Origin of the sequence: Pandoraea apista (assembly GCF_001465595.2) — a bacterium.
Classification (GTDB): domain Bacteria; phylum Pseudomonadota; class Gammaproteobacteria; order Burkholderiales; family Burkholderiaceae; genus Pandoraea; species Pandoraea apista.
The window spans coordinates 739,450-754,668 of the sequence record NZ_CP013481.2 but is presented as its reverse complement, the minus strand read 5'-3'; the positions used below and the strand labels follow the sequence as shown (position 1 = coordinate 754,668).

At 62.2% G+C, this 15,219-nt stretch carries 15 protein-coding genes; 6 read left to right on the top strand and 9 right to left on the bottom strand.

Features of this window, described 5'->3' with window-relative positions:
• Window positions 1-23: 23 nt before the first annotated feature.
• Together pyrF and corA are read right to left on the bottom strand one after the other, a co-directional pair.
• Window positions 24-836 (bottom strand): orotidine-5'-phosphate decarboxylase, encoded by an 813-nt coding sequence (pyrF, locus tag AT395_RS03490; RefSeq protein ID WP_042113108.1) that lies wholly within the window; start codon window positions 834-836, stop codon window positions 24-26.
• A 147-nt stretch (window positions 837-983) separates the two neighbouring features.
• A complete protein-coding gene (corA, locus tag AT395_RS03485; RefSeq protein WP_042113109.1) occupies window positions 984-1,946 on the bottom strand; it encodes a magnesium/cobalt transporter CorA in 963 nt (320 codons plus the stop codon).
• Between the two features lie 268 nt (window positions 1,947-2,214).
• Here corA and AT395_RS03480 point away from each other — a divergent pair, with 268 nt between their 5' ends.
• Window positions 2,215-3,090, top strand: coding sequence for a mechanosensitive ion channel family protein (locus AT395_RS03480; RefSeq protein WP_053086323.1), 876 nt, complete (start codon window positions 2,215-2,217; stop codon window positions 3,088-3,090).
• Between the two features lie 133 nt (window positions 3,091-3,223).
• Here the strand turns inward: AT395_RS03480 and mtgA are convergent, their stop codons facing one another.
• The 7 genes from mtgA to mpl form a co-directional block, all read right to left on the bottom strand.
• The gene (gene mtgA / locus AT395_RS03475) at window positions 3,224-3,964 is read right to left on the bottom strand and encodes a monofunctional biosynthetic peptidoglycan transglycosylase (protein WP_042113111.1); all 741 of its coding nucleotides are present in this window, start codon (window positions 3,962-3,964) and stop codon (window positions 3,224-3,226) included.
• A 9-nt stretch (window positions 3,965-3,973) separates the two neighbouring features.
• Window positions 3,974-4,846 (bottom strand): shikimate dehydrogenase, encoded by an 873-nt coding sequence (gene aroE, locus AT395_RS03470; RefSeq protein ID WP_042113112.1) that lies wholly within the window; start codon window positions 4,844-4,846, stop codon window positions 3,974-3,976.
• A gap of 91 nt (window positions 4,847-4,937) precedes the next feature.
• Window positions 4,938-5,834, bottom strand: a complete 897-nt coding sequence (gene lpxO, locus AT395_RS03465; protein WP_042113114.1) for a lipid A hydroxylase LpxO — start codon at window positions 5,832-5,834, stop codon at window positions 4,938-4,940.
• A gap of 90 nt (window positions 5,835-5,924) precedes the next feature.
• Complete coding sequence (locus AT395_RS03460; protein WP_224787492.1) at window positions 5,925-6,884, bottom strand: energy transducer TonB; 960 nt, start codon at window positions 6,882-6,884, stop codon at window positions 5,925-5,927.
• A complete protein-coding gene (locus AT395_RS03455) occupies window positions 6,878-9,124 on the bottom strand; it encodes a ribonuclease catalytic domain-containing protein (RefSeq protein ID WP_048628038.1) in 2,247 nt (748 codons plus the stop codon). Before AT395_RS03455 ends, AT395_RS03460 begins: the two co-directional genes overlap by 7 nt.
• 77 nt (window positions 9,125-9,201) lie before the next feature.
• Window positions 9,202-9,813 carry a YqiA/YcfP family alpha/beta fold hydrolase gene (locus AT395_RS03450; RefSeq protein WP_048628039.1) on the bottom strand — a complete coding sequence of 204 codons (612 nt, stop codon included), beginning with the start codon at window positions 9,811-9,813 and terminating at the stop codon, window positions 9,202-9,204.
• Window positions 9,814-9,866: 53 nt separating this feature from the next.
• Window positions 9,867-11,249, bottom strand: coding sequence for a UDP-N-acetylmuramate:L-alanyl-gamma-D-glutamyl-meso-diaminopimelate ligase (gene mpl, locus AT395_RS03445; RefSeq protein WP_042113118.1), 1,383 nt, complete (start codon window positions 11,247-11,249; stop codon window positions 9,867-9,869).
• Window positions 11,250-11,366: 117 nt separating this feature from the next.
• On the opposite strand from mpl, the gene AT395_RS03440 reads away from it, so the two are divergent.
• The 5 genes from AT395_RS03440 to accC all read left to right on the top strand — a co-directional run bounded on the left by AT395_RS03440 (window position 11,367) and on the right by accC (window position 15,214).
• Window positions 11,367-12,017, top strand: coding sequence for a hypothetical protein (locus tag AT395_RS03440; RefSeq protein WP_048628089.1), 651 nt, complete (start codon window positions 11,367-11,369; stop codon window positions 12,015-12,017).
• 99 nt (window positions 12,018-12,116) lie between these two features.
• Window positions 12,117-12,641 (top strand): TlpA family protein disulfide reductase, encoded by a 525-nt coding sequence (locus AT395_RS03435; RefSeq protein ID WP_048628040.1) that lies wholly within the window; start codon window positions 12,117-12,119, stop codon window positions 12,639-12,641.
• Between the two features lie 132 nt (window positions 12,642-12,773).
• The gene (aroQ, locus tag AT395_RS03430) at window positions 12,774-13,220 is read left to right on the top strand and encodes a type II 3-dehydroquinate dehydratase (protein ID WP_042113123.1); all 447 of its coding nucleotides are present in this window, start codon (window positions 12,774-12,776) and stop codon (window positions 13,218-13,220) included.
• Window positions 13,221-13,291: 71 nt separating this feature from the next.
• Window positions 13,292-13,753 (top strand): acetyl-CoA carboxylase biotin carboxyl carrier protein, encoded by a 462-nt coding sequence (gene accB, locus AT395_RS03425; protein WP_042113124.1) that lies wholly within the window; start codon window positions 13,292-13,294, stop codon window positions 13,751-13,753.
• Window positions 13,754-13,852: 99 nt separating this feature from the next.
• Complete coding sequence (gene accC / locus AT395_RS03420) at window positions 13,853-15,214, top strand: acetyl-CoA carboxylase biotin carboxylase subunit (protein ID WP_039374896.1); 1,362 nt, start codon at window positions 13,853-13,855, stop codon at window positions 15,212-15,214.
• Window positions 15,215-15,219: the final 5 nt, after the last annotated feature.

The following is a 15,219-nucleotide window of genomic DNA, read 5'->3' as shown; positions in this document are numbered from 1 at the left end:
CGCACATCGGCACGACAACCCAATTAGCGATAAGCATTGATGCTGTCGCGCGTCTTCTGCGCAGCCACTGCCGCAGCCTCGGCGAATTGTTCGTCGCGCCCCGCATAGATGATGGCGCGCGACGAGTTGATCATCATGCCGGTACCGTTGGCGGTACGACCCGCCTTGACGGTCGCCTCGACGTCGCCACCCTGAGCTCCCACCCCCGGAATCAGCAGCGGCATATCGCCAACGATGCTGCGTACGGACGCGATTTCCGCCGGGAACGTAGCGCCGACCACCAGACCGATCTGGCCGCTCGTGTTCCACGGCCCCGCCGCCAGACGCGCCACCGTTTGATACAGCGGCTTGCCATCGACATCGAGGAACTGCAAATCGCTGCCACCCGGGTTCGACGTACGGCACAACACGATCACGCCCTTTTCGGTATGCGCGAGATACGGCTCCAACGAATCGAAACCCATATACGGATTCACCGTGACCGCGTCGGCACGATAGCGCTCGAAGGCTTCACGCGCGTACTGCTCGGCGGTGCTGCCGATATCGCCGCGCTTGGCATCGAGAATCACCGGCAGCCCCGGATGATCGGCGTGGATATGCGCGATCAACTGCTCAAGCTGGTCTTCCGCGCGGTGCGCGGCGAAATAGGCAATCTGCGGCTTGAATGCACACGCGTACGGAGCGGTGGCGTCCACGATACGGCGGCAAAACTCGAAAATCGCGTCTGGCTGACCTTGTAGGTGCGCAGGAATGCGCGACGGCTCGGGGTCCAGCCCCACGCAAAGCAGCGAATTGTTGCGCGTCCAGGCGGCGTTGAGAACTTCGGTGAATGTCATGACGGGGTTCCGACGGGGTTCCGGCGGCAGTGATCCGACGGAGGGTGATTCGAGACTGGTTTCATCCAGCAAGGCCGCTATTTTACCCGCTTGGCGAATTCGCCCCCTTTCTCCGGTAACGCGAGCGCCAAGCCGTGCCGTCAACGCTTAGTCGAGCCAGCCGCGATGACGGAAGTACAGGAACGGCGCAATTGCCGACAGGATCATCAGGCCGATGGCGAACGGATAACCGACCTCCCAATGCAGCTCCGGCATCATTTGGAAATTCATGCCGTAAATACTGGCGATCAACGTCGGCGGAAGGAAGGCGACCGCCGCCACCGAGAAGATCTTGATGATCTTGTTCTGGTTGATGTTGATGAAGCCAATCGTGGCATCCATCAGAAAGTTGATCTTGTCGAACAGATACGCCGTGTGGTTATCGAGCGACTCGATATCGCGCAAGATCTGCTTGCCCTCCTGGTACTGCTCGTCCTTGAGCATACGGGCGCGCATGAGGAACGACACCGCGCGGCGCGTATCCATCACGTTCCGGCGAATCCGCCCGTTCAGATCTTCCTCGGCGGCGATACTCTCCAGCGCCTTGGCGGCGTCCGCATCGGTCAGGTTCTTGCCCAGCACCCGCTTGCTCACCTCTTCAAGCGCGGCATATACCCCTTCGAGCGAATCGGCCGAATACTCGGCATCGGTCGAATAGAGATCGAGCAAGACGTCCATGGCGTCGCGAACCGACCCCGGACGAATGCGCGCACGCATGCGCACCAACCGGAACACCGGCAGATCTTCGTCGTGAATGGAGATGAGCAAATCCTTGAGCACCACGAACGCGACCGGCACGTTGCGCGACTGTTCTTCGTCGTCGAGCAGGAAATCCGTACGGATGTGGAGCACGCCACCATCGTCTTCGTAATAACGTGCCGATGCCTCAATGTCGGTCACCTCGTCGCGTGACGGCAACTTGACACCGTAGGCCTCTTCTACCCAGCGGCGCTCCTCTTCCGATTCGCTATGTAAATCGACCCAGACCGGCGAGACGCTGGCAAGGTCGCTGGGGTGATCACAAGTCACCTGTTGCAGGCGGCCATGATGGATGACGAAGGCATTGATCAAACGAGGTTCTCCCTGCTACGCGGCGACGGCAAGTGTAGCAGCCGCGTCACAGACACGCCAAGCGCGGCAACCCTCCCTCAATGACACGCCCTCCCCCTGTCCAGGGTCAACGGGCGAATGACGATTCGCTCGTAAGAATCCTCCTAAATTCAAGGGAGTCGGCACTTTTGGACAGGAACGGTGGCAAGCTTATCGAACCAATCAACGCACTTTGCGTCAACCTTGGTATCGACGCGTTCACGCGTCCATCGACAGGGAGAAAAGCACAATGAATGAAGTTACGACCCCTCTCGCGTCTTTCGACGCGGTGATGGGTTTCCTCGCTGGCAACGCCATTCGCTACGGCCTGTCGTTCGTACAGGCTGTGCTGATTCTGCTGATCGGCTTCTGGGTCGCGAAACGACTGGCCAACTTTGTCCATCGCACGCTAAGCCGCTCGCCGCACTTCGACGCCACGCTCAAGCCGCTCATCGAGTCGGTCGTGCTGTGGTCGGTACGCATCATTACCCTCATTGCGGTACTTGCGCAGTTCGGCGTGCAGACGGCCAGCATCATCGCCGTACTTGGCGCTGCCGGCCTGGCGATCGGTCTCGCGTTGCAGGGCACGTTGCAGAACATCGCTGCGGGCACGATGCTGCTCGTATTGCGCCCCTTCCGTAACGGCGACTACATTACCGCCGGTTCGTCCGTTGCAGGTACGGTCGACGAGATCGGTCTGTTCACGACCACGCTCACGAATGCCGACGGTATTTATGTCTGTGTGCCGAACAACCAGATCTGGGGTCAGCCGATCACCAACTTCAGCCGCAACGCTACGCGTCGCATGGAGATCACCGTGGGCATTGCGCTCGACGACGACCTCGACGCCGCCATGAGCGCCCTGCGCGCGCATGTCACCGACGACGAGCGAGTGCTCGACAAACCCGCGCCTGAAATCATGGTCAAGCAGGTCAGCGACAGTGCCGTGATCGTGAACGTGCGTGTCTGGTCGCTGCTGGGCAACTACTGGAGCCTGTATTGGGATCTGCAGCGCAGCGTCAAGGAAACGGTTGAGGGTGCGGGCTGCTCGCTGCCCTTCCCGACGCGCACGATCATGCAAGTCCCTGCCCAGACGATACCGGACGCAGCACAGCCCCGGCACTAGTCTCGACATAACGCAAAGCAACACGCAGTTGACGCGCAAAGCGGCACGACGAAAGTTGTGCCGCTTTTTTTGCGGCGAAGACAATCTTCCGCTATCCGGGCAGATGCCCCGGCAGCGGAAATGCGGCAATGCGCTACTGAGGTAACTCCGCAGCCCCCATACGACGTGCAATCACACCCGCGCGCTGCGCGAGGTACGGCGAATTGCGATGCGTGTCGAAATAGCGTGGACGCGGCAACATCACCGCCAGACGCGCCGCCTGCCACGGTGAGAGCTTCGAGGCAGGAATACCGTAGTAGTAACGTGCGGCCGCTTCGGCACCGAACACACCTTCGCCCCACTCCACCGAATTGAGATAGATCTCGAAGATGCGTTGCTTATCCATCCAGAATTCGAGCATCCAGGTAATGCTCAACTCCTCGGCTTTGCGCAGGTAACTCTTCTCGCTCGACAGGAACAGATTCTTGGCCAACTGCTGCGATAGCGTGGAGCCGCCCGCGACGATACGTCCCTTCTTCTGATTTTTCTCCCACGCGCCGAGCATCGCATCGATCTCGAAGCCGTCGTGGTTGACGAAGTTCGCGTCTTCGCTCGCGATGATCGCGCGCTTCAGATTGCGCGAAATCTGATCGTACGGCACCCATTCATGTTTGAGCGTCGCCTTCGGATCGGTCTCGCGCAGTCTCGCCTCAGCCGCGCGCATGAACGCCGTCGACTGCGGATTGAAGCGCACCCACCAGCCGATTTGCACGAAGTAGTAGAGCTGCGTAGCCAGCACGCCCACGAAGAGCAGCGTAACGACGTAGGCGATCCATTGCCACGGTCCCCAGCGGCGCTTGCGGGACGTGCGAGGGGCGCGTCGAGTCGCGGTCATCGATGAATGTCAACCCTTCGCGGCGAGCCGCGCACGCAACGCTGCGCGCACGGCTTCGGTCGACGGACGCACACCACGCCACACGGCGAATGCCTCGGCCGCCTGTTCGACGAGCATACCGAGCCCGTCCGCCGCGTGTGCCGCGCCCGCCGACAACGCGTGCGTCATGAATACCGTGGGTTGCGCGCCGTACATCATGTCGTAGGCCAGCGAGCCGGCTGCGTAGACCCCCGCCGGCAGCGGCGGTACATCTCCCTGCAAGCTGCCGGCCGTGGCATTGATGACCACATCGAACGCCGCCGGTGTTGCCTCCCAACCGCCCCCCGCGAGCGCCACACCATGACGCCGTGCCGCTGTCGTGAAACGGGCAACCAGTTCGTCGGCACGTGCGGGCGTGCGGTTGGCGACGAACAGCGCCGCCGGTTGCGCTTCGATCAGCGGCAGCATCGCCCCGCGCGACGCCCCGCCGGCACCGAGCAGCAACACGCGACGCCCCTTGAGCGAAACGCCAAGCGGTCCCTCGATGTCGCGCACGAGGCCCACGCCATCGGTGTTGTCGCCGGTAATGCCCTGTGCGTCGAACACCAGTGTGTTGACAGCCCCCGCCGCCTGCGCACGCTCGGTCAGACGCTCAGCAAGCGCGTGCGCCTCGAGCTTGAACGGCACCGTGACGTTCGCCCCCCGCGCACCGCTTTCGATGAACGTCCGCACCGTGGCCGCGAACGCGTCGAGTGGCGCGAGCAGACGCTCATAGGTGAGATGCTGCCCCGTCTCGCGCGCAAACTCGGCGTGAATGAACGGCGACTGACTGTGTTCGACTGGATGACCGATCACCGCGTAGCGATCGGCCGGCAGATCCCCGGATGGCGTTTGGTTTGTCATCGTTTTCAAAGACGCGGCGCCTGGCTTTCGCTCAGGCGCCGCTGTTGCGTGCGTTGGATTCGGCGTTTGGCGGGGGCTCAGCGGGCGCAGGTCACCAGAAGATCCACAGCGCAATGCCGCCGAACAAAGCCCATTTCACCGCATAGTACACGTAGCGGTTCCAAGCCTTGAGGCGTTTGCCGACAATGCGAATCGAGTAAATATACTTGAACGCTTTGTTCAGCCCCCCGGTACGGTCGCCCGCCTCGTTGGGCGACGCCGCCGCGCCGACAAGATGACGGCCGAACCAGTGGTTGATCGCCTGCGCCCAGCGATATTTCATCGGACGCTCGACATCGCAGAACAGAATGACCCGGTTCTGACCGCTCTGATTCTCGGCGTAGTGAATGTACGTCTCATCGAATACCACGCCTTCGCCGTCGCGCCAACTGTAGCGCTGGCCGTCGACATCAATGTAGCAACGGTCGTCGTTCGGCGTGACCAGTCCAAGGTGAAAACGCAGCGACCCCGCGAACGGGTCCCGATGCCGCACCAGACGGCTGCCGTGCGGCAATTCGGCGAACATCGCAGCCTTGATCGTGGGGATCTGGCGCACGAGACGGGTGGTCACCGGGCAGAGTTCATTGGCGGACGGGTGTGCATCGTCATACCACTTGAGGTAGAAGCGCTTCCAGCCACTCTTGAAGAAGGAATTGAAACCGACGTCGTTGTACTTGTCCGACGCCTTGATCCGGCTCGCTTCGAGCAATGACACCGCTTCGGCACGAATGGCCTCCCAGTTCTGGCGTAATGGCTCGAGTTCCGGGAAGTTCTCGGTTTTCAGATACGGCGTCGTCGGCACACGAGAGAACGTGTACATGAACACATTCAGTGGCGACAGAAACGTCGAATGATCGGAGAGCTGGCGGAAAAATCGATGGCGAACTTTACCGCGAAAATGCACATATACAGCACAAGCAGCAAAGATCGCCAGAACAATCCATTTCATGGCGGACTTTCCAAAAGTCGGAGAAAACTTGCCAATTATAGAAATATCTGGAAAGTTTTTCCGAGCAGACCGCCCGTGAAATGTAACGACTTACGGTGCCTGGGTACCCGGCGGCGCGGCCAGCGTTTCAGCCTGCAAACCCTGCCGTGAAAACGTCATTCGTGTGACGATTTCGAGAATGTCGTAACGCTGCTTCATCTCGGTAGAGAAGTCGCCAAACGGCGCGCTGGCTTGCACGATCGCCACGGCCCGCCGATCCAGATCGCGATTGCCTGAGCTTCGCGTGATTTCCACGCCCGAGACGTCCCAGCCGTCCTTGTGATACCCGAGGCCGCCGCGCTGATTGACGTTGAGCGTTACGATCAGTTCGCCGTAGAGGCGGTCGTTGCCGATCTGCGGGAAGTGTTCGGTGCCGTAGCGCTCGACCCGGTGGCGCAGCGTATCGAAATAACGGGCATACGCCACTTCTCGCGTATTGGCCGTGACCTGACCGCGTTTCGGACGGGTCTGATAAGCACGCAATTGCTTGTCGATTTCCGCCTGCAAACGGGCGATTTGCTGATCGACGTTCTGGTCGTCGTGGCCTTGCCCGCGCTGCGGCGTGTCGGCGCGATTGCGCTGTGACTCCGGCGCGGCAGCGTACTGGCTGCGTAGTTGCGAAAGCAGCTTCTCCTGCGTTGCCTCCAGTTCGCTCACATTGCGTTGGATCTGCGCGACTGGCGCACCGTCGCGCTCGATCTCGCGCGACGGCAACGGCGACGTTGCACGCTCACCGTCGTGCTCGCCGCCACCCACGAGGTTGGCCTGCGCAAGTGCGGTGGCCTTGTCGGGGGCATTGGCCGACTTCGCGTTGACGAGAACCACTTCGAGCGGCGAGTCCGCGCTGTGCAGCCGGAAGCTGCCGGGCGCGACGAAATGCACTGCCAGCGCGAGCAAATGCACCACGGCCGAAAAGACAAGGCCAGTGGCAAGCGGATGCTCGCGCATGAGCGACCAGCCGCGGCGTCGTGCCGCGCCCAGATTGCCGGAAGCGAGCGCCGGTTTCAGCACGCCGGGCTGGCAGTTGCGTCGCGAGCGCCCGCAGCCATCAGCGCAGCAGCAAGCGGCGAGGTCTCGGAAACGGCATCTGCCGGTTGTGCGACGCGAGCATTCGTCTCGCGCGAAGCCGGTGCAGCATCGTCGTGACCGCGGCTTTCGGCACGATCGTTATCGTCACGGCCATCGCTACTGTCTGCGCCGTCACTACTGTCGTCGGTAGCGCGGTCGGTAGAACCGTCGGCATCATTCGCGCCCTCCGCACCCTCCGCACCGTCTGCGCCGTCAGCCCCGTCACCGCCGTCGCCCCCCTCGCCTGCGCCACCTTCTCCTTCGTCATCGTCGTCGCCAAGCACCGACTGGCTGGCATCGAGCACTTGCGAGAGACGCACCGAGATACCTAGCGTGACCACGTCGAGCGACAGCACATCGAGCATGATTTGCGTGCCGCGCGCATGCAGGCCAAGGCCCGGCACGATCAACGTCAGCGGAATGTCGTTCAGGCGCACCGTGTCGCCCTTGAGCACACTCGCCTGCACCTGCGTCTTGTTCTCCTGAAGCAGCCAGCGCAGGCACCAGTAGCGCTCCATCCGGCTCTGATGCTCGCCGTAGGCGGCATAGGCGGCCTCGAAGCTCGAGACAGTGACGTACAGATCGGCATCCTTCGGTTTGAAAGGCGCTGCCAGCTTGGCCGTCACGCCGTGACGCACACAGGCGATCAACTGCCACTGGTTCACGAGGTCGACGTAGCGACGCAGCGGCGATGTGCTCCACGCGTACTGCTCGACGCCAAGACCTTCATGCGGCGCCGGCGAGGTCTGCATGCGCGTACGGTTCACACCGTAGGCACGCTGCGCACGGTAGATGCCGGGCACGCCACATTCGGCCAGCAAGCGTCCCCAACGGCTGTTCGCCAGAATCGCCATCTCGGCAACGATCAGATCCAGCGGAGCGCCACGCAGGCGTTGCTTGATCGTGACGTGCTCGCCGTCGACATAGAAACTGAAGTCGGTCTTGTTCTGCACTTCCGGACGCAGGCCGTAACCCACGCGCGCGGCCTGACGCTTATCGTAGAGCGACTGCGCGAACGGCCACAGCAAACGCAGTTCTTCCTTGTGCGGGTAATCGCCGCTGCCGTCGGCCAGTGTTTCGGCGGTAATGATCGAGTCGAGTTCGTTGTGACGCAGATTCGCGGAAATCGGCACAAGCTCGGCACGCGTTTCGGTGGCCACGATTTCGTACGTGTCAGCCTTGGCCACCACGTACAGCGACAACGCCGGACGCGCACCGCCCTCGGCGAGGGTGTACGCCTCGACCACGGCGTCGGGCAACATCGTGATCTTCTCGCCCGGCGCATAGACCGTCGACAGACGCACGCGGGCGATCTCGTCGATAGCGTCGCCACGCGTGATACCGAGCGCCGGCGCCGCAATGTGGATACCCACACGCAGCAGGCCGTCGGGCAGCAGTTGCACCGACAGGGCGTCGTCGATTTCCGTCGTCGTCGAGTCGTCGATGGAAAACGCCTGCACGTCGGCCAGCGGCAGATCGTCGCCCGGCATCGGGACCGGCCCCACGTCAGGGAAGCCGGTACCGCGCGGGAAATATTCATAGAGGAAGGCGGCCTCGTGATAAGCACGCGGCGACGCAATGCCGCCACAGGCGAGCATCACTTCGGCGTGCGTCTTGCCCAGTGCACTGGCTGCGGCGTCGAGCGCCTTCCACTCGATAGCGTTTTTGTCCGGGCGGAACAGCAACAGCAGTTCCTTGCCCTTGATCGCGTCGGGCAGCGTGCCCGCAATCATCTGTTCGGCGTAGCTGGCCTGCAACTCCGCCTGCTGCTGCTTGCGGGCGAGGCCAGCGAGCGCGGCCTGAATCTGTTCCTGCGGCGCGCGTTGATACTGGCCGCGGCCTTTGCGGCGGAAGTAGATCGGCGAGGCTTGCAGGGCCAGTGCCAGCCCGGCCTGTTGCGCGGCGCTCGCGGTTTCGCCGAAGTACTCGGCGGCGAGCGTCGGGAACGGAAACTCCTCGGCGGGCGCGCATTCCCACAGGAAACTCATGTCGATGTCCTGTGCGGCAGCCTGAGCCTGCGCGATCAACTCGGAGGGGGAGGGCGATTCAAAACGCAACAGGACGTCGCGTCCCTTGATCTTGCTACGGCGTCCGCCAGGCAGTTCCACCTGATACGACTCACCCTGCTGCGACAACACCGTGCCAGCCTTGAAGCCGCCGGATTCCTCAAAAAAGATATTCATGAAACAGCCATCGATCGCAATAGGCGATATTGTAGCCCGCCAGACTACGGCGGTTTAGGGCAGAAGAGGCAAACGCGTTATTCGCCCGCAAGCACGCCTGCGGAACCCGGCGAGGGGGGAACGTCGACGCCGGCAAAGCGCAGCACATCATCCATATAGTCGACAAAATCGGAAATGCCGTGGTCGCTGCCTTCAATCTGCGTGAGTTTGGCGCCAGGAAACTTCGCCACCATGTCGCGGTAGTCAAGTGTCTGGTCGCCGGTCGCCGCCACGAGGTAGTAGCGCTCGGGACGGGTGATCTGCGCGACATCAATCATGCGCAACTCGTCCAGATGACGCGGCTCGACAACGATCGTGCCGCCGCCATGCCACATGGGCTGCTCGCCAAGCCATTTTCCCAGGTCGTCGTACGGCCGCGTGGCCGGATTGAGCAGCACCGCGCGGCAGCCAAGCTTCTCGGCCAGATACGTCGCGTAGTAGCCCCCCAGCGAGCTACCCACGATGGTCAGTTCATCGGCTGCCACGCCGGTAAGCAAGCGCTGCGCGTCGACCACGGCGGCCAGCGGCGACGGCGGCAACTGCGGGCAGGCCCAGTCATGACCGAGTCCGAGCCGGTGCATGCGGGCAGCCATCAATTGCGCCTTGAACGAACGCGGCGACGAACGGAAGCCGTGCAAATAGAGAATCATGTGAGCTCCCGATAAAGCCAAGTCAATGTGCGCAAACGGTCATTGCACCTGAATCAGGCGCGCGCCGCCAGCGCGTCCAGCAATTTCTGATGAATACCGCCGAAGCCGCCGTTACTCATCACCACGATCTGGTCGCCCGGCTGTGCCGCCGCACTCACGGCGCGCACCAGACCGTCGATATCGCTGAATGCCTGGGCTCGTGCGCCCAGCGGCGCGAGCGCCTCGGCAAGATTCCAGCCAAGCGCGTCTTTGCCCGAGGGCGCGCCGTAACCGAACACCAGATCGGCATCGGCCAGACTGGCGGGTAATTGCGCCTTCATCACGCCGAGCTTCATCGTATTCGAACGCGGTTCGAGCACCGCCAGAATGCGGGCGGTGCCCGCACGGCGCCGCAACCCGGCAAGCGTGGTCTGAATCGCGGTCGGATGGTGAGCGAAGTCGTCATAGACGGTGACACCCGCCGCTTCGCCGCGCACTTCCATCCGGCGCTTCACATTCTGAAACTTGCCCAGCGACGCGGCTCCCTGCTCCGGCGGCACCCCGACGTGTCGTGCGGCGGCCAGTGCGGCCAGCGCGTTCATCCGGTTGTGCTCGCCCTGAAGCGACCACTTCACCTCCCCGGCAGCGACCGGGCCGTGATGCACCCAGAACGCTTCCTGCCCGGGGGCGAGTGTGTCGTTGGCCTGAGCAACGTGCCAGCCGTCCGCCACCCCGAAACGCTCCACCTCGCTCCAGCAACCGCGCGCCAGCACGCGCTCGAGCGCCGCCTCGCGGCCATTGACGATCACGCGGCCCTGCCCCGGCACGGTGCGCACCAGATGATGGAATTGTGTCTCGATGGCCGTGAGATCCGGGAAGATGTCGGCATGATCGAACTCCAGATTGTTCAGGATCGCCGTGCGCGGATGGTAGTGAACGAACTTGGAACGTTTATCGAAGAAGGCTGTGTCGTACTCGTCAGCCTCGATCACGAAGAAATCGCTGTCGGTCAGACGCGCCGAAATTCCGAAATTCATTGGCACGCCGCCCACGAGGAAGCCCGGGTGGTACCCGGCATCCTCCAGAATCCAGGTCAGCATCGACGTCGTGGTCGTCTTGCCATGCGTTCCCGCCACGGCCAGCACCCACTTGTTCGACAACACATGCTCGCCGAGCCATTGCGGGCCCGAGGTGTAAGGCAGGTTCCGGTTCAGAATCTCTTCCATCAGCGGATTGCCACGCGAGACCACGTTACCGATCACGAACAGGTCGGGCTCCAGCGAGACCTGTCCGGCGTCGAACCCTTCGATCAACCGAATGCCCTGCGCCTCGAGCTGGGTACTCATCGGCGGATAGACGTTGGCGTCGCAACCCGTGACGGTATGGCCGGCCTCGCGCGCGAGGACCGCCAGACCGCCCATGAACGTGCCGCAAATGCCAAGAATATGAATATGCATGGATGGGGAGCGTGGTGAGAACGGGCCGAACCCGTGCGGGAAATGGGGGCCGAAAAGCCAAGGGCTCCATTGTACCTGCGGCGTGCTCCGCAATGCCTTTCGGGTATCATCGACCGCATGACACGCAAATCCTGGACCGACGCCCAACGCCTGCGCGAAGAAATCGCGCTGGCCGCCGCCCGCCTCATCGCCGAGGAAGGCGCCGACTACGCGACCGCAAAGCGTAAGGCAGCGAAGCAGATCACCGGGGAGACGCGTATTGCCGGTGAATTGCTGCCAGATAACGATCAGATCGAAGCGGAAGTCCGCGAGTACGTTCAGACGTTTCTCTCCGACACACAGCCAGCCGAGTTGGCGCATCTGCGCCAGGTGGCGCTCACCGTGATGACAGAACTGGCGCGCTATCGGCCATACATTACCGGCGCGGTCTACAACGGCACGGCGACAGCCCTGTCTGATATCTATTTGCAGGCTTTTTGCGACAATCCGAAGGAAGTGGCTATCGACCTGCTCAACCGGGGCATCGACTATGAAGTCTCGGAGAGCCGCCATTTCAACGGACGCGGCATGGTCGAGACGTTAAGCTTCCTGTGGCGAGAGCGCCATCAACGCGGCGAACCGGCGGGTGTGCACCTGTCGCTGTATTCAATGGATGACATGCGTGGCGCACTCAAGGCAACCGACGGTAATGGCCGCCCGGTGCGCGTCGACGCCATCGGTCTGCGCACACTGATCACCGAGGCCACCGAACAGGCGCACAGCAATTGATTTGGCGTCATATTCCAGCAAAATCACCATAAATTCTTCGCAATTACCCTCCGTTTTTCGTCTACCGTTGATCCCGGCACCTCTGCCCACCCTCCCATCATGGCAAAACGCATTGTTATTCTGGTGATTCTCGCGCTCGCAGGCCTGGCGGGCGGCTTCTGGCTCGGGCACCGCAACCAGCCGCCGGCAAATGCCTCGGACGCCGCCGTCGCCCAGTTGCTCGCGACCCGCCTGCCCGATCTGAGCGGCAACGAGCAAGCTGTCTCGCAATGGCGCGGCAAAACGCTGGTGGTCAACTTCTGGGCCCCATGGTGCGGGCCTTGCGTGGAGGAAATGCCCGATCTACAGGCGTTATCCGCCGAATTGGGTAGCAAAAACGTTCAATTTGTGGGAATCGGCATCGATACCGCTCAGAACATGATCGCGTTCGAACAGAAAGTGAAGGTCGATTACCCGCTGCTCGTGGCAGGCTACGCAGGAACCGACCTGGCCCGTGCGCTGGGCAACAAGGCCGGGGCATTGCCGTTTACGGTCGTGATCGACTCGCAGGGACGTCTGCACTATGAGAAGCTCGGCCGCGTTACGTCGGACGAGGTCCGTGCAGCGCTCAAACCGCTCATCTGACCCCACAGCGGAAAAGGGAAATCCCGGGAAGTCCCGCCAGACGTGAATGTCGGCGCCCGATTTTCGCCCCACTGGACAAAATCCACCAACTGGCGTTTAATTGCGCCCAATTTCGTGAAATTTGATTCGCCGATGCCTCACCGCATTCTCGTGCTTCATGGCCCTAACCTGAACCTGCTCGGTACTCGCGAGCCGGCGGTGTACGGCCGCACGACGTTGGCCGACATTGACTCCGCCCTTGTGGCGCAAGGCAAGGCGGCGGGTGCCGAGGTGGCGACATTCCAGAGTAATCACGAAGGCGCATTGGTTGACCGGATACAGGCAGCGCGCGATGAATCGATCGACTTCATCGTCATCAACCCTGCGGCCTACACTCATACCAGCGTAGCCATCCGCGATGCGCTGGCCGGGGTAGGCATCCCGTTCGTCGAGGTTCACCTCTCGAACGTCCATGCGCGCGAGGCCTTCCGGCATCACTCGTACTTGTCCGACATTGCGCAAGGCGTCATCTGCGGCCTGGGCTCGCACGGTTACACCTTCGCACTCGATTTTGCCCTGCGGCGACTCGCCGGCGGGTAGTCCTCTCTTCCCCTATTTCCCCGCGCGGGGCGTTCCCCCCCGCGTCGATATCGAATCAAGGAGCTTCCTTCATGGATTTGCGCAAACTCAAGACGTTGATCGACCTCGTCGCCGAATCGGGTATTTCCGAACTTGAAGTCACCGAGGGCGAAGGCAAGGTTCGCATCGTCAAGGCACCGCCGCAAGTGATCGCCGCCCCGATGCAGATGGCCATGCCCGCACTCGCCCCGCAGGCCGCTGCGCAAGCTCCCGCCGCCTCGACTGCCGCACCGGCCCCGGCTGCCCCGGCGCTTCCGCAAGGTCATATCGTGACCTCGCCGATGGTCGGCACGTTCTATCGTGCGCCGTCGCCGGGCGCCGATCCGTTCGCGCAAGTCGGTGACTCGGTCAAGGAAGGCCAGACGCTGTGCATCATCGAAGCCATGAAGCTGCTCAACGAAATCGAGTCGGACAAGGCTGGCGTGATCAAGGAAATCCTGGTCGAGAACGGTCAGGCCGTGGAATACGGTCAGCCGCTGTTCGTGATCGGCTAATGCCGGTTGTCGGACGCCCCGCCTGCGCGGCCGTGTGCCGCTCGGCGGCAACCGGCGTCCGGCCCCGATCCTCTCCCCTTACGGGCAGGACTGCACATAATGTTTGAAAAAATTCTCATCGCCAACCGCGGCGAAATCGCTTTGCGCATCCAGCGCGCATGCCGCGAGATGGGCATCAAGACCGTCGTGGTCTACTCCGAAGCCGACAAGGAAGCGAAGTACGTCAAGCTCGCTGACGAAGCCGTCTGTATCGGCCCGGCACCCTCGCCGCTGAGCTATCTGAACATGCCGGCGCTCATCAGCGCGGCGGAAGTCACCGACGCTCAGGCCATCCACCCGGGCTATGGCTTCCTCTCCGAGAACGCCGACTTCGCCGAGCGCGTCGAGCAATCGGGTTTCACGTTCATCGGTCCGCGCCCCGACACCATTCGCCTGATGGGCGACAAGGTCTCGGCCAAGCAGACGATGATCAAGACCGGCGTGCCTTGCGTGCCGGGTTCGGAAGGCGCGTTGCCCGACGATCCGAAGGAAATCGTGCGCATTGCACGTCAGATCGGCTATCCGGTGATCATCAAGGCCGCAGGCGGCGGCGGTGGTCGCGGCATGCGCGTGGTGCACACGGAAGCGGCGCTTGTGAACGCGGTCAACATGACCCGCGAAGAAGCCGGCCGTGCCTTCGGCAACCCGGAAGTCTATATGGAGAAGTTCCTCGAGAACCCGCGCCATATCGAAATCCAGATTCTCGCCGACAAGCACAAGAATGCGATCTGGCTGGGCGAGCGTGACTGCTCTATGCAGCGCCGCCACCAGAAGGTGATCGAAGAAGCGACCGCACCGCTGATTCCGCGCCGTCTGATCGAGCGCATCGGCGATCGCTGCGCCGACGCCTGCAAGAAGATGGGCTATGTCGGTGCCGGCACGTTCGAGTTCCTGTTCGAGAACAATGAGTTCTACTTCATCGAAATGAACACGCGCGTGCAGGTCGAGCATCCCGTCACGGAGATGATCACGGGTATCGATATCGTGCAGGAGCAGATCCGCATCGCGGCCGGCGAGAAGCTCGCCTACCGTCAGCGCGATATCCAGTTCCAGGGCCATGCTATCGAGTGCCGTATCAACGCCGAAGACCCGTTCAAGTTCACGCCGTCGCCGGGCCGCATTACTGCCTGGCATATGCCGGGTGGCCCCGGCATCCGCGTCGATTCGCATGCTTATAACGGCTACTTCGTGCCGCCTAACTACGATTCGATGATCGGCAAGCTGATCGCCTACGGCGCAACGCGCGATCAGGCGATTCGCCGCATGCGTGTGGCGCTGTCGGAAATCGTGATCGAAGGCATCCAGACGAACATCCCGCTGCACCGGGAATTGATGCTCGACGCCAAGTTTGTCGAAGGCGGCACGAGCATCCATTATCTGGAACACAAGCTGGCGCAGAAGTCTGCCGTCGGCGGCAATTAAGTCGT